At 67.0% G+C, this 21769-nt stretch carries 21 protein-coding genes; 2 read left to right on the top strand and 19 right to left on the bottom strand.

Annotation, left to right across the window (positions count from 1 at the left end):
* The first annotated feature begins 310 nt into the window (after window positions 1-310).
* Window positions 311-745 (top strand): homoprotocatechuate degradation operon regulator HpaR, encoded by a 435-nt coding sequence (gene hpaR / locus DOM67_RS01555; RefSeq protein WP_110673912.1) that lies wholly within the window; start codon window positions 311-313, stop codon window positions 743-745.
* 98 nt (window positions 746-843) lie between these two features.
* Here hpaR and DOM67_RS01550 read toward each other — a convergent pair whose 3' ends face one another.
* The 19 genes from DOM67_RS01550 to DOM67_RS01460 all read right to left on the bottom strand — a co-directional run bounded on the left by DOM67_RS01550 (window position 844) and on the right by DOM67_RS01460 (window position 20058).
* Window positions 844-2238: an APC family permease gene (locus tag DOM67_RS01550; protein WP_110673911.1), complete on the bottom strand. Its 1395-nt coding sequence runs from the start codon at window positions 2236-2238 to the stop codon at window positions 844-846.
* Window positions 2239-2455: 217 nt separating this feature from the next.
* The gene (locus tag DOM67_RS01545) at window positions 2456-3661 is read right to left on the bottom strand and encodes an MFS transporter (protein WP_110673910.1); all 1206 of its coding nucleotides are present in this window, start codon (window positions 3659-3661) and stop codon (window positions 2456-2458) included.
* Between the two features lie 129 nt (window positions 3662-3790).
* Window positions 3791-4267 (bottom strand): MarR family transcriptional regulator, encoded by a 477-nt coding sequence (locus DOM67_RS01540; RefSeq protein WP_110673909.1) that lies wholly within the window; start codon window positions 4265-4267, stop codon window positions 3791-3793.
* A gap of 157 nt (window positions 4268-4424) precedes the next feature.
* The gene (locus tag DOM67_RS01535) at window positions 4425-5357 is read right to left on the bottom strand and encodes a helix-turn-helix domain-containing protein (protein WP_110673908.1); all 933 of its coding nucleotides are present in this window, start codon (window positions 5355-5357) and stop codon (window positions 4425-4427) included.
* 78 nt (window positions 5358-5435) lie between these two features.
* A complete protein-coding gene (locus DOM67_RS01530) occupies window positions 5436-6764 on the bottom strand; it encodes a hypothetical protein (protein WP_110673907.1) in 1329 nt (442 codons plus the stop codon).
* A 79-nt stretch (window positions 6765-6843) separates the two neighbouring features.
* Window positions 6844-8274 carry an aldehyde dehydrogenase family protein gene (locus DOM67_RS01525; RefSeq protein WP_110673906.1) on the bottom strand — a complete coding sequence of 477 codons (1431 nt, stop codon included), beginning with the start codon at window positions 8272-8274 and terminating at the stop codon, window positions 6844-6846.
* Between the two features lie 43 nt (window positions 8275-8317).
* Window positions 8318-9760, bottom strand: a complete 1443-nt coding sequence (locus tag DOM67_RS01520; RefSeq protein WP_110673905.1) for an APC family permease — start codon at window positions 9758-9760, stop codon at window positions 8318-8320.
* A gap of 214 nt (window positions 9761-9974) precedes the next feature.
* Window positions 9975-10829 (bottom strand): intradiol ring-cleavage dioxygenase, encoded by an 855-nt coding sequence (locus DOM67_RS01515; protein ID WP_110673904.1) that lies wholly within the window; start codon window positions 10827-10829, stop codon window positions 9975-9977.
* Window positions 10830-10882: 53 nt separating this feature from the next.
* Window positions 10883-11941 carry a maleylacetate reductase gene (locus DOM67_RS01510; RefSeq protein WP_110673903.1) on the bottom strand — a complete coding sequence of 353 codons (1059 nt, stop codon included), beginning with the start codon at window positions 11939-11941 and terminating at the stop codon, window positions 10883-10885.
* A gap of 8 nt (window positions 11942-11949) precedes the next feature.
* Window positions 11950-12516 carry a nuclear transport factor 2 family protein gene (locus DOM67_RS01505; RefSeq protein ID WP_110673902.1) on the bottom strand — a complete coding sequence of 189 codons (567 nt, stop codon included), beginning with the start codon at window positions 12514-12516 and terminating at the stop codon, window positions 11950-11952.
* An 84-nt stretch (window positions 12517-12600) separates the two neighbouring features.
* A complete protein-coding gene (locus DOM67_RS01500) occupies window positions 12601-13527 on the bottom strand; it encodes a flavin reductase (protein ID WP_110673901.1) in 927 nt (308 codons plus the stop codon).
* 33 nt (window positions 13528-13560) lie between these two features.
* Window positions 13561-13752 carry a 2-hydroxymuconate tautomerase gene (locus DOM67_RS01495; RefSeq protein ID WP_110673900.1) on the bottom strand — a complete coding sequence of 64 codons (192 nt, stop codon included), beginning with the start codon at window positions 13750-13752 and terminating at the stop codon, window positions 13561-13563.
* Between the two features lie 20 nt (window positions 13753-13772).
* Complete coding sequence (locus DOM67_RS01490) at window positions 13773-14744, bottom strand: PDR/VanB family oxidoreductase (protein WP_110673899.1); 972 nt, start codon at window positions 14742-14744, stop codon at window positions 13773-13775.
* A 5-nt stretch (window positions 14745-14749) separates the two neighbouring features.
* Window positions 14750-15508, bottom strand: coding sequence for an SDR family oxidoreductase (locus tag DOM67_RS01485; RefSeq protein WP_110673898.1), 759 nt, complete (start codon window positions 15506-15508; stop codon window positions 14750-14752).
* Window positions 15508-16002: an aromatic-ring-hydroxylating dioxygenase subunit beta gene (locus DOM67_RS01480; RefSeq protein WP_110673897.1), complete on the bottom strand. Its 495-nt coding sequence runs from the start codon at window positions 16000-16002 to the stop codon at window positions 15508-15510. The genes DOM67_RS01485 and DOM67_RS01480 overlap by 1 nt, the downstream gene beginning before the upstream one ends.
* Window positions 15999-17273 carry an aromatic ring-hydroxylating dioxygenase subunit alpha gene (locus DOM67_RS01475; RefSeq protein ID WP_110673896.1) on the bottom strand — a complete coding sequence of 425 codons (1275 nt, stop codon included), beginning with the start codon at window positions 17271-17273 and terminating at the stop codon, window positions 15999-16001. The genes DOM67_RS01480 and DOM67_RS01475 overlap by 4 nt, the downstream gene beginning before the upstream one ends.
* Window positions 17274-17362: 89 nt before the next feature.
* Entirely contained in the window at window positions 17363-17710 is a 348-nt protein-coding gene (locus tag DOM67_RS01470; RefSeq protein ID WP_110673895.1) for an IacB protein, read from the bottom strand.
* A 55-nt stretch (window positions 17711-17765) separates the two neighbouring features.
* Window positions 17766-18911 carry an acyl-CoA dehydrogenase family protein gene (locus DOM67_RS01465; protein ID WP_110673894.1) on the bottom strand — a complete coding sequence of 382 codons (1146 nt, stop codon included), beginning with the start codon at window positions 18909-18911 and terminating at the stop codon, window positions 17766-17768.
* A gap of 16 nt (window positions 18912-18927) precedes the next feature.
* Window positions 18928-20058, bottom strand: a complete 1131-nt coding sequence (locus DOM67_RS01460; RefSeq protein ID WP_110673893.1) for an amidase — start codon at window positions 20056-20058, stop codon at window positions 18928-18930.
* 499 nt (window positions 20059-20557) lie between these two features.
* On the opposite strand from DOM67_RS01460, the gene DOM67_RS01455 reads away from it, so the two are divergent.
* Window positions 20558-21754: an MFS transporter gene (locus tag DOM67_RS01455; RefSeq protein WP_110673892.1), complete on the top strand. Its 1197-nt coding sequence runs from the start codon at window positions 20558-20560 to the stop codon at window positions 21752-21754.
* Window positions 21755-21769: the final 15 nt, after the last annotated feature.

The raw sequence follows: 21769 nt of genomic DNA, 5'->3' as shown, positions 1-21769 counted from the left end.
GCTCTGGCCATCGTTCAATCCAGCGCGAACGCTGCGGCCTGCCGAGGCAACGTCAGGCGTTGTCCACACTGCTGCTGGCCCCGCATCGTCCCGCCCGCCTCCCGGCAGCACGCCGATGCCGGCGTGTCGTCCGAGCGGGCGAGTATGGTAAGGTCAGGCTCCCGCGGAAAAATCGCTTCTGCCATCATGACCCGACAGCCCGCAGAGCCACTCCGGGGCTTCGTTCTATCCTATCGGACGAGCGGCAAACCGCCTTGCATCCCGCGACAGGTAGCGGATCGTTTCCGACTTCCTTTTGAGAAGGCACAACATGGCGCGCCCGACTCCCTCTCTCACTATGGCACTCCTGCGGGCCCGTGAATCCGCTATGGGCTTTTTCCGGCCACACCTCAACCGCCACAACGTCACCGAACAGCAATGGCGCGTCATTCGCACCTTGTGGCAGGCCGAAGCGCAGACGCTGGAGAGCTATCAACTGGCCGAACGGGCCTGCATCCTGCGCCCCAGTCTGACCGGGGTGCTGGTGCGACTGGAGCAGAGCGGCCTGGTCAGGCGCTGGAAGCCCGAAGCCGACCAGCGGCGGCTGTGTGTCACGCTGACGCCCGAGGGCAATGCGCTGTTCGACGACATGAAAGGCGAGATGATGCGCCAGTATCAACGTATTCAGCAGCATCTCGGCCCGGAGAAATACCGTACGCTGATGAGCCTGCTCGATGAGGTGCAGCGGCTCGATCCCCAGGAGTGAGCTTCGTGAAGCTCCATCCATGGCCATGCCAGACCCGCGCCGTCTGAAACGAGCGCGGCGCCTCCCCTCGAGGCGCCCCACTCGTCACCCGGCACGCATCAGTCACTCAGGTCCGCCTCGAACAGCCCCTTTTTCATCTTGAACTTTACCCAGACGAGTGCGATCAGGCTGACGATACCCAGGACGACGCCAAGAAGCGTATAGATCGTGGCGGTCATCTCCGGCGAGGGCGAGGCATGGAACACCACGTAGGCCATGCCAAAGATGCCCACCATCTGCGGCAGCGGATAGAAAGGCGTGCGGTACGGACGGCGATGCTCGGGGTGGCGCCGACGCAGCACGATCACATCGATATGCGCCACGATGTAGGCCATCAACCAGCTGGTCGCCGCGGCGATCACCAGCGCAATGATCTGCTGGGGATTGACCATCAGGAAGGTAATGACGACGACGACGGTCAAGAACAGGATGCCGACCCAGGGGGTGTTATAGCGCGGATGCATCTTGCCCATGATGGAAAATACCTGGCCGTTGTCGGCCATGCCGGACAACATGCGCGGTACCGCCGCCAGTACCGTGTTGACCGTGCTGCAGGTCGCGGTCATGCCCATCACGGTCGCGATGATCAACCCGGTCTTGCCGAAGACGCCATCGACCAGATCCAGATAGGGCAGCGGTGACGTGGTCAGGGTTTCGGCGGAGAGGTAGCGCCCTCCTCCGAGGCAGAACAGGAGAAAGAGCACGAAGATGATGCCCAGCGACAGGAACATCGCCCTGGGAATGCGCTTTTCCGGCTGACGAATGTCACTGATCATCGGACACACGAACTCGCAGCCGACAAACATCCACATGGCCAGCGCCACCAGCCCGATGAAACTGCCATCGAAGATGCCTCCCAGCCCCCAGTCGATGCCCGCCGCGTCGCGGGCCACGTTCGGCGCAGGCGACTGGATCAGTGCTGTCACGCCAACCAGCAGGAGGGCGCCGATCATGGAGAAGGTGAACACATTCTGCAGCCGGGCGAAGACATCGGTACCCAGGATATTGAATACGGCAATCGCTGCCAGTATCAGGAGCGGCACCAAGTGCGTGGGTAATGTGTCAGGGAACAGTGCCTGAAGCAGCGCATCGACCAGCAGGAATTCGGCCGGGATAGCGAAGACGGCCACCACGACGTAGCCCGCAAACACCGACACGATGGCCGGGAAATGCCCGATGGCCTTCTGGGTATAGGTGGCCAGCGTACCGGCCTGTGGATACATCAACGAGAGTTCCGAAAACGAGATGGCGTTGCAGACGGCCAGCAGGGCCGCGACCAGCATGGCGGCCAGAAAACTCAGGCCGCCGATGCCGAACCCCAGCAGCCCTGATGCCATCACCCCCTGTACCACCACGGTGCCTACGCAGATGGCGATCATGGTATTGAAACCGATGGCCCGTCGGGCGGGGGGAGTAGCAGGTATCGCTGGAGCGACTTTCGTGGTATCGAGCATGGTCAATGACCTCCGTGAGACAGGGTCGGTTTTGTTATTGGCGGGTACTGACAGAGGCGTCACAGCCTAATGCTCCAACCTACGTCTGCCGGACACGACGTTCTTGTTCTCTCCTGCCAGAAACTTTCCTTTCCCTGCCTTGCATTGCCCATCGGGGCCAAGGCGAGCGCCACCCCAGCAGACGATGGGTGGCGGTGGCCATGGGGAGGTCTCCAGCTCAGAGCGGGGGTTGGTCCTGCCGGGAGGTAGCCAGACCCGCGCGGCCGCGCAGTGCGACACCGCTCCAGCCCACGGCGTAGAGCACCGCGAGTGCGACGAGCAGCAGGATGCCCCGCCGCAGATCGCCGCCGAGGCTCACCGCCAGCCCCACCACCAGCGGACTGACGAACTGGCCGATATAGAGACAGCCAGTGAACAGCCCCATGCCGCGACCGCGGGTCTGCGGCGTGAGGGCGTTCATCACCGGCGCCATGGCGTTGGGCACCAGCATCCCGGCCCCGATCCCGTGGACGGTCACCGCCAGCAGCACGCTCGCATAGCCGGGGGCCTCGGCCAGTATCCACAGCCCGCCGGCAAGCAGTAGCAGCAGCAGTCCATTGCAGCCGTGCAACCCCAGCCCTCGTCGCGCCAAGGGCCACAGCAGTGCCCCCAGCAGCGAGGCGAGCAGTGCCCACCCGGTGCACAACCCGATCAGGGTGCTCGATGTCACGCCCAGGCCGACCAGGATCACCGGCGTCTGGATGGTGACGACGAAGCACAGCACCATGCCCACGGCGATCAGCGCGCAGCCGGCCACCAGCGCGACCCGGTCTACCCGGTCCGTGCCGCGCGCCTGATCGCGAGCCTGCTGCTGCGCCAACGGCGGCTCCCACAGGATGCGCAGCATGAACGGCACCAGCAGCAGCGGCAGCAGATAGAGATAGAAAGGGGTACGCCAGGAGGACTCGCCGAGCACCCCACCGGCGACGAAGAACAGAGCGCCGACAAGGCCGATGGTCACCACCTGGCGATTGACGTAGCGCAAACGCTGTTCGCCGTGCCAGTAGTCAGCGATCAGGGTCGAACAGCCGGTCATGACCATGGCCTCGGCCACCCCGAACGCCAGCCGAGCGGCGACCACGCCCATCAGCGCGTCGAGCTGTGCCGGCAGCGCGCCGAGGATGGCATAGAGCAGGGTCGCGGCCACCAGCATCGGCTTGCGTCCGACACGATCCGCCAACCAGCCGGCCACCGGCGCGAACAGCGCGATCGCCAGCGCCGGCCCGGTGATGGCGAGCGGCACCCAGAGGCCGGCGTGCGGCTCGCTGGGCATGAACGCCGCCATCATCTTGGGCAGGACCGGCGCCACCATCACCGAGCCGACAATGGTCAGACTGCTGCCCAGGAGCAGCACCGCGCCCTCGCGCGTCCCAGCCTGGCGCATGATGCACCTCGATCATTGTGATTGTGATGGCGATCAGACTAGGCACAAGACGCGCACGGGCGTTATCCCGAATCGGCAATATTGGCAGCGCGGGCAGGCCCGGGGGATCGGGCCAGGTGCGAGGTGACGTCAGGGCGTGTTGAGGTTGCGGAACATCTTGCTCAGGCACTGGTTGACATAGACGATCTCCGCCTTCCCCAGGCCGTCGAACGCTCTCTCCACCACCCGCGCGGTGAGCTCTCTGGCCACCGCCAGCCTGGCTTCACCCTCGGCGGTCAACGTGACCTCGGTGACCCGGCCATCCTGCGGCGAGGGCGCGGTCTCGAGCAGCCCCGCCTCCTGCATCTTGTAGACGATCTTGGTCACCGTGGAGAGCTTGGCCACGACGTGGGTGGCGATGTCAGACATGCTCAGGCGACCCTGTTCGTGGAGGATCACCAGGACCCGCCACTTGGACGAGCTCAACCCCTGGGGCTTGAGCAGCGCGTCCACCTCGGCGCTGTACTTCGCGTTCAGCCGCGCGACCCAGTAGAGCGGGAAATCCTGGGCGCGATACTCATCGGAGAGCGGAAAGAAGGAGGAAGCCAGCTCATCCTTGTCGACCATGCGAGGGCGCTCCAAGGCGATAAAATAGTTGAATAGTCTAACATATCGCCTGACTCACAAAAGCCACTCCAGGGGCGCAACAGCGCATCATCGGGCGCTGCGAGACCCCGCCTACACTGACCTCGAGCGCCTCATCGATTCGCCAGCGCCACTCGGGTCAGGCCCGCTGGAGGGTCTCGGAGGGGTATTCGCCGAACAGCTCGTGATAGCTCGCCGAGAAGTGGCTGAGATGACGGAAGCCCAGGTCGTGGGCCACATCGCCCACCGTCAGATCCTCCGCTGGCGCACTCATCAGCCGGCGGCGCACGGCGTTGAGCCGAATGCTGCGCAAAAACGCCACCGGACGCATGCCCACCACCCGCTGGAAGCTGTTCTGCAGCGTGCGGCGGCTGACATGCAGCTGCTCGCACAGGTCGAGCACGCTGAGCGGCCGTTCCGGGTCGGCCAGCATCAGCTCCTGGCTACGCCGCACGATATACGAACTCACCGCGAGCTCGTGGCGCCGTCGCTCGCCGCTGGCCTGCAGCAGCAGATCGAGCAGCAGCGTCATCAGCGCCTCCTCGATACGCTTCTCGTGCAGGCCATCGGTGTCCGCCCCGCGCTGACCGAGGCCGGCGACGTGACGGAAGATATCCCGCTTGATCGATTTCAACAGCCCCTGCGGCACCTCGAGCCCCGGCAGCCCTGCCAGGCGCGCGAACTGGGCGCTGCCCAGTTCGAGCTCGGCCAGGCGGCTGAAGCGTTCGATATCGACGCTCAGCGACAGAAACGCCATGCCTTCCGGCGCGTGCAGCATGAACTCCTCGCCATCGCGCAGCATCAGAATGCTATTGGCGCTGACCTTGCAGCCCTGGATGACCGGCATCTTGGCGGTGGAGAAAGAGACGCAGAAGCGCTGCCGCGGTGCCTGACCATACTGCACCACGCGTTTGTCGAGCGCTTCGTGGAAGAGCTGGAAATGCTCGCCCGAGACCAGCAGCAGTTCACTCCTGAGGCGCCCGGCCCCGAGCTGGTCGTAGACCTGCTGCCAGCCGCTGATCGCCGCCGCATGCTGCTGGGAATCCTGGAAGGAACGCACCTCGTATCGCATACCTACCCCCTGAGCGCGCCGCGGTCGCGGCGCTGCCGAGGTCGAGCCCGCCGAACGGGCACCGCCCAAGGCGCCCGTCTAGAAGAACGCGGCCACGACCAGTTGCGCATAGACGTTGGTGCCGTTACCCCCGACCTGGCTGCCCCCTTCGGCGGCGCTCTTGTCGGGTTTGTAGAAGCCCAACAGGGGGCTGATGGCGATATGTTCGGTCGCCATCCAGCTCGCGTACAGATCCAGCTCCCGGGCATCCAAATTACGCGTATCGCGCCGCTTCAGGGTAGTGAAGTCGAAAAACAGTGCCCCCAGACTCAGACGCTCCGTCGGTTCCAAGCGCAGGCCGAGATGCTGGATACCCGTGTTACGCGCGAAGATCCCGGCATAGTTGGCCGCCACTTCGCCCTGGAACCAGGTGCCCAGTTGGGGACTGTTCTGGCCGGTGAACAGCGAGTCCCAATCCGCGGAGTAGCGGGTGTAGCGGTAGGTCAGGGTCGGTGTCCAGGCGAGTTCGGCGAAGGTGTAGCTGGCCTCGGCGTACCAGGCGCTCTCGCTGCCGCTGCGCTTGTACTGGCGCGCGTACTCGGCGGCAAAGGCGGCATTCTCGATCCCCAGATCGCTCTCTCCGCGCAGGCTGTAGACGTTCATGCCATCGCGCTGGCGGGTGAACTCGTTGGCCCAGCGGTCGTTGACATCGAGGCCGTGCACCGCGGTCAGACCGACGGTACCCGCCGCGCCGGTGTAGTCGAGGGTACCGGCAAGCAGCTCGGTATCGGCCTGGGCACGGTTGTCCGACTCGAGCCAGGCGGCGGTGCCATGCAGGCCCTGCTCGCCCCCGATGCGCGCCACCGCGGTGCGTGCGAAGGCGTGACGCGGTGCCAGGTAGTAGGCGCCCCCCCGGTTGAGGGCGCCTCCGGCCGGACCCTTGCCGAGATTCAACCCATCGTCGTTGATGATGAAACCCCGGCCGAGCTGGACCACCTGCCGGCCGGCGGAGAGATCCAGTCCATTCGTGCCGAGAAAGGGAAAGCGATCGCCCGAACGCCAGCCCAGGTAGGCCTCTTCGAGCGAGGTCCGCCGCTCCGAGCCCAGGCTGTTGCCACCGGCATCGCCGTCGCCCCAGGTCGCGGAGCTGACCCAGTCGAGCGCAGCGTAGAGCTCGCCGCGGTCGCCCAGGGTGCGATGGCCGCTGAAACCATACTTGATATAGCCCTCGCGCCAGGTACTGCCGCCGTCGCGGCCGGCGTAACTCTTGCGGCTGTCCATCCAGCCGTGAACGGCCGTGACGTCCAGGTTCAGCGCCCCCTTGGGACTCGCCAGCAGCTCGTAGGCCTGGGCGCTACCGAGCGGCGCCAGGACCAGGCCCAGCGCGGCGCAGCCGCCGACGAGCCGATGCCTCTTGTGTGCCGTCATGGTCTCTTCCTATCACTGTTGTTGTTATCACTGTTGTTGTTCGCGCCCTCGCTGCCGCGGGGCGCCGGGCGCGCACCGCTCAGCTCGCCGCCGGGGAGGGCAGCGGGCGCGTGAAGCGCAGTTGCGGCGTGGTGAACTCGAGCAGCCCCTGTAACCCGAACTCGACCCCGAAGCCGGACATCTTGCAGCCCCCGAAGGGCGTGTTGGGCTGAATCTGGGCGTGACAGTTGACCCACGACACGCCGCTCTCCAGGCGATTGGCGATAGCCTGGGCGTGGGCCTCATCGGCCCCCCACACCGAGCCGCCCAACCCCATCGACGAGGCGTTGGCGCGGCGCAGGGCATCCTCGACGTGGGTATAGGCGATCAGCGGCAGCACCGGGCCGAACTGCTCCTCGTCCACCAGCCGCTGGCCGTCGCTGACGCCGATGACGATGGTCGGCGGATAGAAGAAGCCGGGGCGATCCAGGCGCTCGCCACCGCACAGCACCTCGGCGCCCTGGGCGCGAGCGTCGTCGACCAGCTCACACACCAGCGAGAGCTGATCGGCATTCTGCAGCGGGCCGAAGGTCACGCCCGCCTCCAGGCCATCGCCGACCACCTGGCGCCGCGCAATGTCGGCCAGCGCCTCGGCCAGTTCGCGATACTGGGATTCGTGCACGTAGAGCCGCTTCAGCGCCGCGCAGGTCTGCCCCATGTTGATGAAGGCGGCATGGAAGATCTCTTCGGCCACCGCCGCCACCGGCGTCTCCGGCAGCACGATGGCGGCGTCGTTGCCGCCCAGCTCCAAGGTCAGGCGCTTGAGATTGCCGGCCGCGGCCTGCATCACCTGCTGCCCGGTGGCGGTGGAGCCGGTGAAGACGATCTTGTCGATGTCCGGATGCGCGGTGATGGCACCGCCGAAGCCGTGCCCACCGGTGACCCCGTTGATCACGCCGCGGGGCACATGACGGGCGATGATCTCGATCAGCCGCAGGGTGCTCAGCGGGGTCAGGCTGGAGGGCTTGCTGACCACGCAGTTGCCCGCCCGCAGCGCCGGCATCAGGTGCCACACGGCGATCATGAAGGGCCAGTTCCACGGCGTGATCGAGGCCACCACCCCCACCGGGCGATGGTGCAGCTCGATCTGCTGGGTCGGCGACCGTTCGATCGTCTCCACCGGGATCTCCTGGCTCGCCGCATAGCGCGTCCAGGCCACCCCACCGCCGATCTCCGCGTGCGCCAGCGCCAGCGGCTTGCCCTGCTCGCGCACGATCAGCCGTGCCAGCTCGTCGGCCTCGCGCTCGATGTCGTCGGCGATGCGGCCGAGGGCCTCGCAGCGCTGCGCGTGGCTGTAGGCCTGCCAGGCGCCGAAGGCGGCACGGGCGGCGGCCACAGCGCGATCCAGCTGGGCAAGAGAGCCCGCCGGACACTCGGCGAAGGCGCTACCGCTGGCCGGATCGATCACCGCGAAGTGCCCCTCCTCCCCGGCCACCTGCTCGCCGTCGATCACAAGTCGATAGTCATGCATCACGATTCTCCTGGTGTGTGTCGTTGTCACGGGTGTCGCCGGCCTAGATGCGATGGAGGCCGAGCTGTGAAAAGCGTTCCGGCTCGGCCCGGCGCAGTCGCATCGCCATCAAGCCGCCGATGGCGAGGGAGAGCACGATGAGCAGACAGAGAGCGTAGGAGAGCATCTTGCTCGATCCGGTCAGCACGTCGAAATGGGCCACCGCGATGACCATCACGCCCAACAGCAGCGCACTGGCGAGCAGCGGCAGGAGACGCCCGCGCCACACGCCCACGCCGAGTTCGGGATGACGCTGGAAGTAGCACGCCACCGCCAGCGAGGTGAGCGCCATCAGCAGGATCAGCGACAGCGCCGCCAGGCTCGAGAACCAGGCGAACAGCTCGAGGATCGGGTCACTGCCGCAAGCGGCGAAGATCAGCACCGCGGCAGCGGCGATCAGCGTCTGTACCAGGGAGCCGACGTAGGGGCTCCGGTGCCGCGGATGCGTGCGTCCCAGGGCCCCGGGCAGCAGCCCGTCACGCCCGATGGCATAGAAGTAGCGCGCCGCCGAGTTGTGGAACGCCAGCAGTCCGGCGTAGATGCTGACCAGAAACAGCACCCGCGCGATCTGGGTCAGGGCACTGCCGACATAGTGATCGGCCAGACCGTAGATCAGTACCGTGGGGTCCTTGAGCTGGACGAGCGTCTCCACCACCCGGTCCGACCCCACGCCGACGATCATGGACCAGGTGGAGAAGGTGTAGAAAAAGCCGATCAGCAGGATCGAGGCGTAGGTCGCCAGGGGAATGTCGCGGCGCGGATTCTTCGCCTCCTCCCCATAGATGGTGGTCGCCTCGAAGCCGATGAAGGCTGCGAAGCAGAACAGCAGCCCGATCGACGGTGAGCCGCTCAGCACGCTCTCGGCCTGGAACGAGGCAAAGTCCACCCCATGCGCACCGCCACTGGAGAGGATCGCGATATCCAGGACCAGGATGACGCCATACTCGGCCATGACGATGAGGCACAGCACCTTGGCGGAGAGATCGATCTTGCGATAGCCGAAGGCGGAGATACTCGCCATCGCCAGCAGCGCGCAGAGCCACCACGGCAGGGAGAGGCCGAATAACGCCTTCAGGGTGCCGGCGGCGACACCGCCGAACATGCCATAGAGCCCGATCTGCAGGATGTTGTAGGCGAACAGGGCCAGCCCCCCGACCGCGCCGCCGGGGATGGGCCCCAGGCCCCGGGTCGAGAAGGCATAGAAACCGCCAGCGTCGGTCACGTGCCGGGCCATGGTGGTGTAGCCCACCGAGAACAGCAGGAGTATCGCGAGCACCATCAGAATGAGCGACGGCGTCCCGGCACCGTTGCCAAGCATGATGCCGATGGGAAAACCGCCCGCCAGCACGCTGAAGGGACTCGCGGCGGAGACCACGAAAAAGATGATGAAACCGACGCCCAGGGCGCCACGCCTGAGCTCCGTCGTGGGGGAGGAAGTAACGTTCATGGCTGTGCCTTCGTCATTATGATTGTAGGAACACGCAACGCTTCCACTCATGCTAGCCCCGCAGCCCACCTCGACGTTATCCCAAATTGGAACCAATAATTTCTTTTAAAACAAAAACTTGAAACAAAGCACCGGCAGGCGCCCGAGGCCCCACCTCGAGTCGCCCTGAACGTTCTCGCGTCGCCGGCGATTCGTACCCGGACCCCGCTGCCCCTCAGCGGGACGGGGGTTTCACCATCACGAAGTCGGCCGCCGCTTCCCACTCGGTATCGCCCTGGCTCACCGGCCGGTACGCCACGATCAGCGAGGCCTTGACCCCGAACACCGCATCCGAGGCCAGGTAGTCGTCACCGGCCACGAAGAGATGGGTGACGATACGTTCGTAGTCCGGGTGGGTGAGCAGGAAGTGCATATGGGCCGGCCGCCAGGGATGGCGCCCGAGCCGGGTCAGCATATGGCCCACCGGGCCGTCGTCGGGGATCGGATAGGAGACCGGCTTGATGCCGACGAAGTCATAGCGGCCGTCGGGGCCGGTGACGAACACGCCGCGGTTGTTCCATGTCGGCTGCTGGCCGGGCTGCTGGACGTCGTAGAAGCCGTCGCTGTTGTCCGACCAGACATCGATCCGCGCCCCCGCGATGGGCTGGCCCTCGAGATCGAGAACGCGCCCCGTGTAGCGGCACGACTCGCCCTTGCCATCGAGCGAGATGCAGCTGCCCATGGGCAGTTCCGGCGCCCCGTCCACATGGAAGGGGCCGAACACGGTGTTCTCGGTGGCACCCGCCGGGCGGCGATGCGCGAGCGCATCCACCAGCATGGAGACGCCGAGGGTATCGGAGAGCAGGATGAACTCCTGGCGTTGGGCGTCGCACAGCTGGCCGGTCCGGGTCAGGAAGTCGATCGCGACCTCCCACTCGGCCTGGGTCAGCCCGACCTCCTTGACGAAGTCGTGCAGATGACGAACCAGCGACGCCATGACCTCGCGCAGTCGCGGGTCGGTCGCCTCGCCCATACGCGCATTGACCGCCTCGACGGAGTTGGCTTCGGTGAAGTAGTCGATCTGGGGCATGCTCACTCCTCCTTGTCGGCCCGGTGCCAGGGCCTCGACATGTGATCGCGACCCTAGGCCGGGCGCTCGCCACGCCAGGCGCGGCCCAACAGCTCGCGGATGGCATGGCGCTCGATGGGGCGCGGATTCCAGTAGGGGTTCATGACCGCCAGCTCGGCCGCGCGGTCCAGGTCGGACTCGCGCATCCCCAAGGCCTCCAGGGCCAGCGGCGCGCCCAGGCCGGCGGCGAAGTCGTGCAGCCCGCCGCCCAGATCGCCACCGAACAGACGTGCCGCCGGCGCCAGGACATCGGCCGCCGCCCGGGCGTTGTAGGCAGCGGTGTGCGGCAGCAGGATGGCATGGGTCTCGGCGTGGGGCAGATCGAAGCTGCCGCCCAGGGTGTGGCACAGCTTGTGGTGCAGCGACATGCCGACGCTGCCCAGCACGCTGCCGCACAGCCAGGCGCCGTAGAGCGCGTCGCTGCGCGCCTCCAGGTCGTGTGGTCGGGCGACGATCGCCGGCAGCGCCCGCTGCAGGCTCTCGAGCCCTGCCACAGCCATCAGCCCGGTCAGCGGGTTGCGATCGCGGGCATAGAGCCCCTCCACCGCGTGCGCCATAGCGTTCAGCCCGCTGGTCACACTGATCGCCGGCGGCAGGTCGAGGGTGAGTTCGGCGTCGTAGATCACCACCTCGGGCAGGATGTCGGGCCCTCTGATCGTGGTCTTCAGGCCGTTCTCGGTCTGCCCCAGAATGGGCGTGACCTCGGAGCCGGCGTAGGTGGTCGCCACCACGATCTGCGGGGCGTCGTTGCGGTGGGCGATCGCCTTGGCCAGCCCCACGGTCGAGCCACCGCCCAGCGCCACGACACAGTCGGCCTCGACCTGCGCGAACGCCGCCATGGCGCGCTCGGTCACGGCTACCGGGGTGTGCATGGCGGCCTCGCTGAACACCCCCACGCTCAGCTCGCCGAGCCGGGCCTGGAGCGCGAGCGCCGCGTCGCGACGGCTGGGCGTGGAGAGCACCAGCGCCCGGCGGCACGCCAGGCGGCGGATCTCGTCGGCGATCCGGGCCTGGCTGCCAGGCCCGAACAGGATGCGCGCCGGATTGGCGGTGTAAACGAACTCGTGCGCCATGACGCCTCTCACTCCTTGAGCAGCACCGACTCGCTGGGAAAGTCCGTCGCCCAGCCTTCATGGAGCGGCGCCACGAACACGTTCTCGGTGCGCGTGCGGGTGATCTTCCACTGCCCGTCGGGCTCCTTGCGAAACGCATTGTTGAGCCGCGACGAGCGCAGCAGCGCCTTGCCGTTGGCGAAGATCCAGGGCTGGCAGTGAACCCACTGCCCCTCGGCGACGTCACCGCGGACCTGAATCTGCTCGGAGGTCAGGTAGTGGACGTTGAGCAGCAGCTTGGGGTCCTGGTCTTCTTTCCAGAAGCCCTCGAAGTGCCGCCGGATCGCCGCTGCCCCCTCGGCGCGCCCGAACTGGTTGTCGTAGTACTCGCCGACGCCTTCCCAGACCGCATCTTCGGTATACAGCGCCATGATCCGATCGATACGTTCGGCGTCGCTGGTCACCCCGTACTCGGGAATCGGGGTGTCGCAGAGGAACATGTAGCGCGCCTGCAGACGGCGGATCTCGGCCTCGGCTTCCAGCGTCTCGATACGCCCCACCAGGGCTTTCACTTCAGCACTCGTCACTTCCGACATGATCGGTCTCCTTATCTGGCTTATCCGGCTTATCCGGCTTGGCTTACGTGGCTTGCTTGCACAGTGACCGCTCGCCCGGAGAGGTCACGAAGGGGCGCCGAGACGCTCGATCACGCGTCCCAGTCCCGACTTGAGGGCGTCGACTTCGTTCGCTGCCAGGCTCTCGAACAGCCGCCGCTCGTAGTCGTCGGCCACGGTCAGCAGCCGCAGCGCCAGCGTCTGCCCGGCCTCGGTGAGGCGCACGCTCTCGACGTCATCCACGCTCAGCAGACCGCGCTCACGCAACGCGGCGAGGGTATCCTCGAGCTCCGCGAGGGGTTGCGACACGCGCCGCGCCAGCACCTCGGCGGCCAGCGGCCCGCCATCGGCGAGCAGCGTCAACACCCGCCACTCGTTGTCATTGACGCCAAGGCTGGCGAGCCGCGGGTAGAAATCCCCCCGGTAGGCCGCCAGCGCCTGACGCATCAGGTAGAGCAGGTGCTGGCCCAGCCGGCCATCCATCTCCGTCGGTTCGCCGACGTCGAGCATCAGCGGATGCGGCTCGGGCACGGCGTAGCGGCCGTTGTGGAAGACCAGGGCGCTGCCCTCATTGCGGTAGGCGTAGTGCAGCACTTCGCCGACGATGATCAGGTGATCGCCGCCCTCGTAGACGTTCCAGGTCCGGCATTCGAAATGTGCCGCGGCCCCCGTCACCCGGGCGACGCCACCCAGGCCCTGATCGGTGGCGATGCCGGCGAACTTGTCCTCGCCGCGCCGGGCGAAACGGTTGGAGATGTCGACCTGCTCGTTACCGAGCACGTTGACCACGAAGTATTCGGCGTGGCGGTAGGCATCGAGGCTGTAGGCGCCCTTGTCGATGCTCCACAGGATCAGCGGGGGATCCATCGACACCGAGTTGAAGCTGCTGGCGGTGACGCCATGGTCCTCTTCGCCATCGCGTGTGGTGACCACCGTCACCCCGGTGGCGAACTTGCCCAGCGCGCTGCGGAAATCTCTCGTATCGAAATTCATCGGCGATGCTCCGTTGCGGTCGTCAGAGGTTTGTCAGCGGCCCAGGCGCTCGGCGGTCTCGCCGCCGATGCCGTAGTCGCTCTTGGGAATCTCGCTGATGATCACGCGCACGTTGGCCGGCGGCGCCTGGAGAGAGTCCGCCACGGCATCGGTCACCTGGCGGATCAGGGAGGTCTTCTGGTTCGGGGTACGCCCCGCGATCATGTAGACGTGAACGGTTGGCATTGTTGTGTTCCTTGCTGGATTCAGAGATCGAGAACGAGTCGCTTGCCCCGGGCCCGGGAACAGCAGACGCACATCTGGTCGCCATCCTCGCGCTCGTCGGCGGTGAGAAAGTGGTCGCGGTGATCGATCTCGCCATCGAGAACGTCGGTCACGCAGGTACCGCACACGCCCTCCTCGCACTTCACCTCGACCTCGACCCCGGCTCGCGCCAGCGCCTTGGCGATGGTGTCCTCGGCGCCCACGCTGACGGTGACACCGGAACGTTCGGCGACCACCTCGAAGGCCTCGCCCGAGACGTCGACGTCGGCGGAGAAGAACTCCCGGTGAATGCAGGCATCATCGATACCGAAGGCACCGGCACGTCCGATCACCCAGTCCATGAAGCCCTGCGGGCCGCACACGTAGACGTTGACCCCGTCACGTGCCTCGGCCAGCACGGCATCCAGATCGAGCCGGGTCGCCGCATCGTCGTCGTGGTGATAGACCACGGCATCGGCCAGACCGGCGGCCGCCAGCGCATCGCGGAAGGCGGTGACCTCCCGCGAGCGGGTGCAGTAGTGCAGCGCGAAGTCCTGCCCCAGCGCGTGCAGCCGCCGGGCCATGGCGATCATCGGTGTCACCCCGATGCCGCCACCGAACAGCAGGCTCTGAGGCGCCGCCTCGTTCAGCGGGAAGTGATTCTTCGGCCCCTCGACCTCGAGGGTGCCGCCGGTTCGCACGATCCGGTGCAGGGTCTCGGAACCGCCACGACTGTTGGGGTCACGCAACACGCCGATCTCGTAGAAGGCGGTCTCGGCCGGGTCCGAGCAGAGCGAGTACTGCCGCCACAGGTCGACGTCGGCGTCGCGGATGTGCACGTCCAGGTGGGCACCGGCGGTGAACGGCGGCAGCGGGGCGCCGTCGAGTGCGCGCAGTCGCACTCTGGCGATGTTGCCGGGCTCGTCGATGCGTTCGTCGATGGTCAGCGCCAGGCGCGCTTTGGGAGTCTCCATTGGCATTACCTCATGTAGATCCCGCCGTTGACGTCCCAGCAGGCGCCATTGACGAAGGCCGCCTTGGGGCCAGCCAGCAGCACCACCAGCTCGGCGACGAATTGAGGGTCCCCGAGCCGGCCCACCGGAATATTGGCGATGGCCTGCTCGAGGTTGTCGCCCAGCACCGAACGCACCATGGACGTGTCCATCGGGCCGGGGGCGATGGCGTTGCAGGTGACGCCGAACGGCGCCAGGTCGCGGGCGAAGATCTTGGTCAGGGTCAGGATGGCGCCCTTGGAAGCGGCGTAGTGGGCGCCGGTCGCGGTGCCGCCGTTCTGTCCCGCCAGGGAGGCGAGATTGACGATGCGCCCGTAGCCCCGGGCCTTGAAGTGGCGGCCGAAGATCTGGCTGCCGGCGAAGGTGCCGCCGGCGTTGGTGGCGAGCACGGCGTTGAAGTCCGCGGGGTCGATCTCCAGCACCCCCTGGACCGCCGTGCGGGCGGCGTTGTTGACCAGCACCTCCACCGAGCCCCAGCGTTCGAGGCACTTGTCGAGCACGGCCTGGAAGTCGTCGGGGCGGGCCACGTCGAGGGTCGCGGTCACCGCGGTCTCGCCGGAGAGGTCCAGCTCGCTGGCCAGCGCCGCGGCCGGCTCGGGGTCGATGTCGGAGATCACCACCCGGAAGCCGGCGCGGTGCAGGGCGCGCACCGCCTCGGCACCGAAGCCGCGCGCGCCACCGGTGACCACGGCGGTGTGGATCTTGTCAGGGGCAGGTAGCGTCATCAGAACAAATAGCTGAACGAGTTCAGCATCCCGTCGGAGTTGAGCAGGCGTGCCACCTTGTGGCGGATCTTGAAGCCGCCCGGGGTGACGATGAGGGTGTAGGTCAGGTCGGCGGCCCAGATGCGCTGGCGCCCGAACTTGTCCTCGATCAGGTGTTCGGCACAGCGCACCCTGACGTCGTCGCCGTCGACGGACTCGATCACGAAGCGCGACAGCGTGCGCACGGTGCGCGCCGGCGGCGCCGAGGAGATCGAGAAGCCCTGCTGGAAGCGGGTGATGCGCTCACGCCGCATGTGGGCGTCGTCGTGGCACAGGTTGAGCGCGTCGTCGAAGTCCTGGGTATCACCGATCGGCAGGGTGTAGAAGCCATCGTCGCTCCACAGGGCGAGCCACGCCTCGTAGTCGCGGTGGTCGAGCATGTCCGCCTCGGCCCAGATGAAGGCCTGGGCCTGCCATAGCAGGGAGTCGCTGCGGGTATCGGTCGGGGTGTTCATGCCTGCATCATCCTTTTCCACATGTCGTACGCCGCGCGCATGCCGGTCTCGGCGCTGATGTGCCCGCGCGGGCCCGCCTCGCCGGGTTGCTCGTCCTCGAGGCCACGGTTGATCAGGATGGGCAGCTCGGCGCCCCCCTGGATGCCACGCTGGATGCGCTCCCACACCTCGGCGTCGTCGGGCGAACCGAAGCCCATGGGCCCCTGGAAGTGCTCGTGCAGCCGCAGTCGCGCACGGTTGGCGGCGTCGGGGCCGCCATCCATGCCGATGGCGATATGCCGGATGTCGGTGTGATCGACGCTCACCGGCGTCAGCACGCGGAAGAAGGCCAGCGAGAACGAGACGTTGGGGAACAGGTTGAGGTTGAAGCCGGCGCCGCCCACGGCACGCACGATGCGCCGCACCTGGGCCTCGTCGTGCCCCTCGTCGCGCAGCTCCTGGGCCAGGGTCTGGAAGCGTTCGGGGATCGGCGCGTCGAGATTCTCCTCGAGATCCACCAGTTCGGGGATCATCACCATGACCGAGTGGCCGTTGCCGAGATCCTCGACGTAGCCCTTGCCCTGTTCGAGGAACGAGAAGACCGCCTCGGTCTCATCGTCCAGCGACTGCAGGAACGACTTGTGCACCACCGGGAAGTGATAGGCATCGGTGGTGTTTTCGAGCTGGATCTTCCAGTTCATCGGGACGCTGAACTGATGCTCGCCGAGCACCTTGACCGGATACCCCGCGCCCTGCTTCATGAACAGGTCGATCCAGTGGGTCACCGGGCCGAGGAAATCGAGCAGCGGCTCGGCCTGCTCGTCGAAGGTGGCGAAGATCATCCCGGCGTAGGCTTCGGTGCGCAGCTTGAGCAGGCCGTGCTGCGCCTTATCGAAGTCATCGCCGTACTGCTCGGGATAGGGCAGTGCGCGCAGCGAGCCGTCCAGGGCGTAGCCCCAGCCGTGGTAGGGGCACTGGAACGAGGCGGTCTTGCCCTGCTTCACCTCGCACACCGTGGCCGCCCGGTGGCGGCAGCGGTTGATCATGACGTGGATCTTGCCCTTCCTGTCGCGTACCACGATCACCGGATCGCGACCCACCTGGGACAGCTTGAACGAGCCCTTGTCGGGAATTTCGCTCTCGTGAGCGACCCACACCCAGGTCTTCTTGAAGATGCGCTCCATCTCGGCGTCGAACAGCGCCGAGTCGTCGTACATGGGGGTGCGGATGTGGTCCTTGAACACCAGCTCATCCGGTTCAGGGACGAGGTCGATCCGGTTGTCGATCGTCATGATGGCCTCGCGCTAGTCAGCGGTTGTCAGGTCTTTGGCGAAACGTCTGTCGTGAGACGTCTTTCTGTCAGCGTCGGGTACGGCGTACGTCACTCGGGGACGACGAGTTCGCGGCCGATGCGCGCCTCGACACGGCAGTATTTCCAGAGCTTGTAGGTGCCGTCCCCCACGGGGGTGGTGCGGAAGAAGTTGCAGGCCTCGACGATCGCCTCGTAGGTCTCGACGTCGGCCATGATGTAGAAGGTCCAGGGCGCAGCGAGGGAGGGGCCGACCTGGATACGGTCATCGTCCATGATCCCCAGGATGGTGACGCCGGGCAGGCCGTCGATGCTCTGCAGCAGGGTGCGGGTGGCTTCCCAGACCTGCTTGGCCTCGTCGGCGGTGGCGTTCATGAAGTTCTGGTTGATGCCGCAGCAGAACAGTACGCGATGTTTCATGTCGTGATTCTCCGTGGGTGCGTAAAGGGCCCGATCAGCGAAGGGATCGCCCGGCTCACAGGTAGCCCGGCAGCGGGTCGTGGTCGAAGAAGATGGCGCCGGCGTTCTTGAAGGTGATCTCGCCCATGAAGGCGTGCTGGGTACAGAGCATCGAGTCCCGCAGGATGCGTGACAGCGGATGCCCGTTGTCGGCACCGCTCATGCCACTGAGCTGATACACGCAGCGGATAGCCTCGGCACACTCCCGGGTCAGATGGGTCGTCGACAGGCGCAACAGGTTGATCTGGTCGCGACTCGGCTCACCGCCCGCCTCGACGGCGCGCCAGGCCGCTTCGGTGCTCTCGTAGAAGAAGGCGCGGGCGGCGCGTACCTGGGCCTCGGCCTTGGCCAGGCCGATCTGGGCGTATTCGCGCTCGCCCAGGTTCGGCGCGCCGGTGACCGATTTGCGGCCCCCGGCCGACGCCCGCATCACGTCGAGCGCTTCACGCGCCAGCCCCAGGGTGGTCACTGCCAGCACCTGGGCGGCAAAGGCCAGCGACGGGTAGCGGACGAAGGGCGCGTCGATGGTCGCACTGGCACCACGTACGAAGGTCCACTCCTCGGCGACGTAGGCGTCATCCACCACCAGATCGTGGCTACCGGTGGCGGCCATGCCGACCATGTTCCAGGTGGGGTCGATGCGCACCCGATCGGGCGGCAGCACCGCCATGCGCGGCGCGGCGCCAGGCTCGTCGGGCTGGATGCCGACACCGCACAGGGTGGCCCCCATGCAGCCGCTGGCAAACTTCCAGCGTCCCTTGATGCGATAGCCGTTATCGACCTTCTCGGCGGGGTGCGGCGGAAAGATGCCACCGGCGAACACCACGTCCGGGGAGTCCCGCCAGATCCGGGTGATGGTCTCCTCGGGCAGCGCGGCCAGGTAGAAGGGGTTCATGCCGAAACTCGCCACCCAGCCGGCGGAACCGTCGGCCGCCGAGATCGCCTCGACCATCTTCAGAAACTCGGCCGGGGATTTCTCGTCGCCGCCGTAGCGCTTGGGCACCAGGGCCCGGTAGACCCCGATCTCCTTGAACGCCTCGATGATGTCCGCAGAGATATGGCGCTGCGCTTCGAACTCCTCGCGTCGGCCACGGATGTCGTCGAGCAGCGCATCGAAGCGCGCCTCGCCGCCCCATTGGGCTTTATCGACCAGGCTATACATACGCATCTCCTTTGATTTAGGGGGTTGCTGCCGAGCGTGCGAGCAGATAGCGCGCGGCCCGACAGACCCCGGCGTCATCGCCGCGCCGGCCGACGAGCTGCAGGCTCACCGGGCGGCCGTGATCCGGCGCCAGGGGCAGGCTCAGGGCGGGATGACCCGACAGGTTGAAGGGCCGCACCAGGGCCGAGATGGTCAGGTCCTGCTGCCCCGCTTCGGCGGCGGCGAGGGTCAGCGGAAAATGCGGCAGCGTCGGCAGCGCCAGCACCGTGTGCCCCTCCAGCAGCCGATCGACGCTGGCGGCGAAGGCGCGGCGTACCGCTTCGGCCTCGTGCACCTCGGCGTCGGTGATCTCGGCGGCCGCACGCAGCCGGCGCTCGACATCCGCCCCCAGGCGGCCGCTGTCGAGCCAAGGCCGGCAGGCGAGATAGGTTTCACGGTTGATCAGCACCATGGCTGCGGCGTAGGCCTCGTCCATCAGCGGCAAGGGGCGCGTGGTGCTGTCCAGCCCGGCGCTTTCCAGACAGGCTGCGACCGCCCCGCGGATCGCGGGATCGGCACTGACCGCCAGCGCGCACAGGCTGGGCGGCGTGTTGTCGGCGCTGGCGCTGAACGTGGGATCGACCGCCGCCATGAACGCGATCAGGGTGTCGAGATCGGCGCTCAGCGGCCCCACGCAGTCGAGGCTGCTGTGCGCCGGCATGACGCCCCGACGGTCGAGCCGGCCAAAGCTGGGCTTGAGCCCGTAGACGCCGCAGCACGCCGCGGGTACCCGAATCGAGCCCCCGGTATCGGTGCCGATGCCGATCTCCGCCAGCCCCGCAGCGACCGCTGCCGCCGAGCCGCTGGACGAGCCGCCCGGGATCAGCGCCGGGAAGCGCGGATTCTCGGGGGTTCCGGTCCAGGCGTTGAGCCCGCTCATGCCGAACGCCAGCTCGTGCAGGTTGGCCTTGCCGACGAGGCGATAGCCCGCGGCCAGCGTGCGCTCGACGATTGCCGCATGGCGCGTGGCCGGCGGTGCCTCGGCAAGCGCCGCGCAACCGGCGCGGGTGGGATAGCCGGCGATGTCGATGCTGTCCTTAACCACGACCCGGGCGGGGCCGGTGCCGAGATCCAGGGCGTGAACGAGTGCGGACGAGGTCGACTTCATTGACTTATCACATGAAATTTCAAGTTTATGGATAAAAAAAGCGCACGCTCACCGCCCCTCGGCCGACACAGGTCACGAGCCCGAGCACCGGCCGCCACGCGATACCCGCCGGATCGGGCATCGATAAGCGCTCCAGGGAGGGGGATGGAGGATGAGATCGTGGCACGACCTGGGCGGAAGCCGCTGGCGGCGATGTCAGAACTCACCGGCCAGCGCGTGGGGCCGGCGGCCCCTGCCCGGGGCGAGACACTGGCGACTCGCTGTCTCTTCGTCATGGTGCTCTCTCGCGTTGTCGTTGTTGTGGAATCTGTCCATATCGGCAATACAGTCAATATCACATGAAATTTCAAGTAAAGTAAAACCACCTTTCGTCGTAACCCGGTCAGACCACCGCCATACACCCGTCGTATCACACTGTGCCTTGCGCTCGACGCGGCCAGCCACCATCCTTCGCGACGTCTCGGCGGCACCAGCGGTGCCGCCTTCGCGACTCTCAAGGATGAAACCCGTGTCCCGTTCCGCTCTGCCCCACCGGGGCCTGCTTACCCTCGTCGCGCTGCTGCTGGTGGCACTCAATCTGCGCCCGGCGCTCACCAGTGTCTCGCCGGTGCTCGGCAGCATCGCCGAAGCCCTGTCGCTGTCGCCCAGCGTGCAGGGCATCCTGACCACCCTGCCGGTGCTGTTTCTGGGGCTGGCCGCGCCGCTGGCGCCACGCCTGGTGCGCCGGCTGGGCCCGGAGCGCAGTGTGTTCCTGGCGCTGCTGGTACTGGGCGTGGCACTGGCACTTCGGCCCTACGTCGGCACCCTGGGGCTGCTGCTGGGAAGCGCCCTGGCCGGCGGCTGCATCGGGGTGATCGGGGTGCTGCTGCCGGGTATCGTCAAGCGCGACTTCCCCGAGCGGGTCAGCATCATGACCGGGCTCTACACCGTGGCGCTCAATCTCGGCGCCTCAGCGGCGGCCGGCAGCACCGAGCCGCTGCGTCAGGCGCTGGGCGCGGACTGGCAGGGCGCACTGGCGTTCTGGCTGCTGCCCGCAGTGCTCGCCGCGCTGCTGTGGCTGCCGCAACTGCGCGGCAGCGCGGCCACCCGGGTGGCGGCACGCGCCGGGGCGCGCCTGCGCCATGATCCACTGGCGTGGCAGGTATCGCTGTTCATGGGGTTGCAGTCGTCCCTCGCCTACACCGTCTTCGGCTGGCTGCCGACGCTGTTGCAGGATCGTGGCCTGGCACCGGTCACCGCAGGGCTGGCGCTGTCGGTATCGATTCTGCTGCAGGTGACCACGGCGCTGGCGGCGCCGTGGATCGGCAGCCGCATGAAAGATCAGCGTGCGGTGCTGGTGGCGGTGATGGGGCTGACGCTCACCGGCCTGATGGGCTGCCTGTATGCGCCTATCGGCGGTATCTGGCTATGGGTGGTGATCCTGGGGCTGGGCCAGGGCGGTACCTTCAGCATGGCGCTGACCCTGCTGGCGCTGCGCGCGCCGGATGCGCTGACCGCCGCCAGCCTCTCCGCCATGGCCCAGGGCATCGGTTATACCCTGGCGGCGCTGGGCCCACTGCTGGTGGGCCTGCTGCACGACTGGAGCGGTGGCTGGAACGCGGTCGGCGGACTGCTGGTGGTCATCGCGCTGGGCGCCATGGGCGCGGCCCTGGGGGCCGGTCGCGACCGCCAGGTGGCGTCGGTTCAGGGCGGTTGAGTCCCGCCCCGGTGC

The organism is Salinicola sp. RZ23, from assembly GCF_003206675.1.
Classification (GTDB): Bacteria; Pseudomonadota; Gammaproteobacteria; order Pseudomonadales; family Halomonadaceae; genus Salinicola; species Salinicola endophyticus.
This window is presented reverse-complemented; position numbering and strand designations above follow the sequence as displayed.

Bases quoted from the DNA above. Each gene is read 5' to 3' on its own strand.
- hpaR (WP_110673912.1), top strand. From the start codon at position 311: ATGGCGCGCCCGACTCCCTCTCTCACTATGGCACTCCTGCGGGCCCGT.
- DOM67_RS01550 (WP_110673911.1), bottom strand. From the start codon at position 2,238: ATGCTCGATACCACGAAAGTCGCTCCAGCGATACCTGCTACTCCCCCC.
- DOM67_RS01545 (WP_110673910.1), bottom strand. From the start codon at position 3,661: ATGCGCCAGGCTGGGACGCGCGAGGGCGCGGTGCTGCTCCTGGGCAGC.
- DOM67_RS01540 (WP_110673909.1), bottom strand. From the start codon at position 4,267: ATGGTCGACAAGGATGAGCTGGCTTCCTCCTTCTTTCCGCTCTCCGAT.
- DOM67_RS01535 (WP_110673908.1), bottom strand. From the start codon at position 5,357: ATGCGATACGAGGTGCGTTCCTTCCAGGATTCCCAGCAGCATGCGGCG.
- DOM67_RS01530 (WP_110673907.1), bottom strand. From the start codon at position 6,764: ATGACGGCACACAAGAGGCATCGGCTCGTCGGCGGCTGCGCCGCGCTG.
- DOM67_RS01525 (WP_110673906.1), bottom strand. From the start codon at position 8,274: ATGCATGACTATCGACTTGTGATCGACGGCGAGCAGGTGGCCGGGGAG.
- DOM67_RS01520 (WP_110673905.1), bottom strand. From the start codon at position 9,760: ATGAACGTTACTTCCTCCCCCACGACGGAGCTCAGGCGTGGCGCCCTG.
- DOM67_RS01515 (WP_110673904.1), bottom strand. From the start codon at position 10,829: ATGCCCCAGATCGACTACTTCACCGAAGCCAACTCCGTCGAGGCGGTC.
- DOM67_RS01510 (WP_110673903.1), bottom strand. From the start codon at position 11,941: ATGGCGCACGAGTTCGTTTACACCGCCAATCCGGCGCGCATCCTGTTC.
- DOM67_RS01505 (WP_110673902.1), bottom strand. From the start codon at position 12,516: ATGTCGGAAGTGACGAGTGCTGAAGTGAAAGCCCTGGTGGGGCGTATC.
- DOM67_RS01500 (WP_110673901.1), bottom strand. From the start codon at position 13,527: ATGAATTTCGATACGAGAGATTTCCGCAGCGCGCTGGGCAAGTTCGCC.
- DOM67_RS01495 (WP_110673900.1), bottom strand. From the start codon at position 13,752: ATGCCAACCGTTCACGTCTACATGATCGCGGGGCGTACCCCGAACCAG.
- DOM67_RS01490 (WP_110673899.1), bottom strand. From the start codon at position 14,744: ATGGAGACTCCCAAAGCGCGCCTGGCGCTGACCATCGACGAACGCATC.
- DOM67_RS01485 (WP_110673898.1), bottom strand. From the start codon at position 15,508: ATGACGCTACCTGCCCCTGACAAGATCCACACCGCCGTGGTCACCGGT.
- DOM67_RS01480 (WP_110673897.1), bottom strand. From the start codon at position 16,002: ATGAACACCCCGACCGATACCCGCAGCGACTCCCTGCTATGGCAGGCC.
- DOM67_RS01475 (WP_110673896.1), bottom strand. From the start codon at position 17,273: ATGACGATCGACAACCGGATCGACCTCGTCCCTGAACCGGATGAGCTG.
- DOM67_RS01470 (WP_110673895.1), bottom strand. From the start codon at position 17,710: ATGAAACATCGCGTACTGTTCTGCTGCGGCATCAACCAGAACTTCATG.
- DOM67_RS01465 (WP_110673894.1), bottom strand. From the start codon at position 18,911: ATGTATAGCCTGGTCGATAAAGCCCAATGGGGCGGCGAGGCGCGCTTC.
- DOM67_RS01460 (WP_110673893.1), bottom strand. From the start codon at position 20,058: ATGAAGTCGACCTCGTCCGCACTCGTTCACGCCCTGGATCTCGGCACC.
- DOM67_RS01455 (WP_110673892.1), top strand. From the start codon at position 20,558: ATGAAACCCGTGTCCCGTTCCGCTCTGCCCCACCGGGGCCTGCTTACC.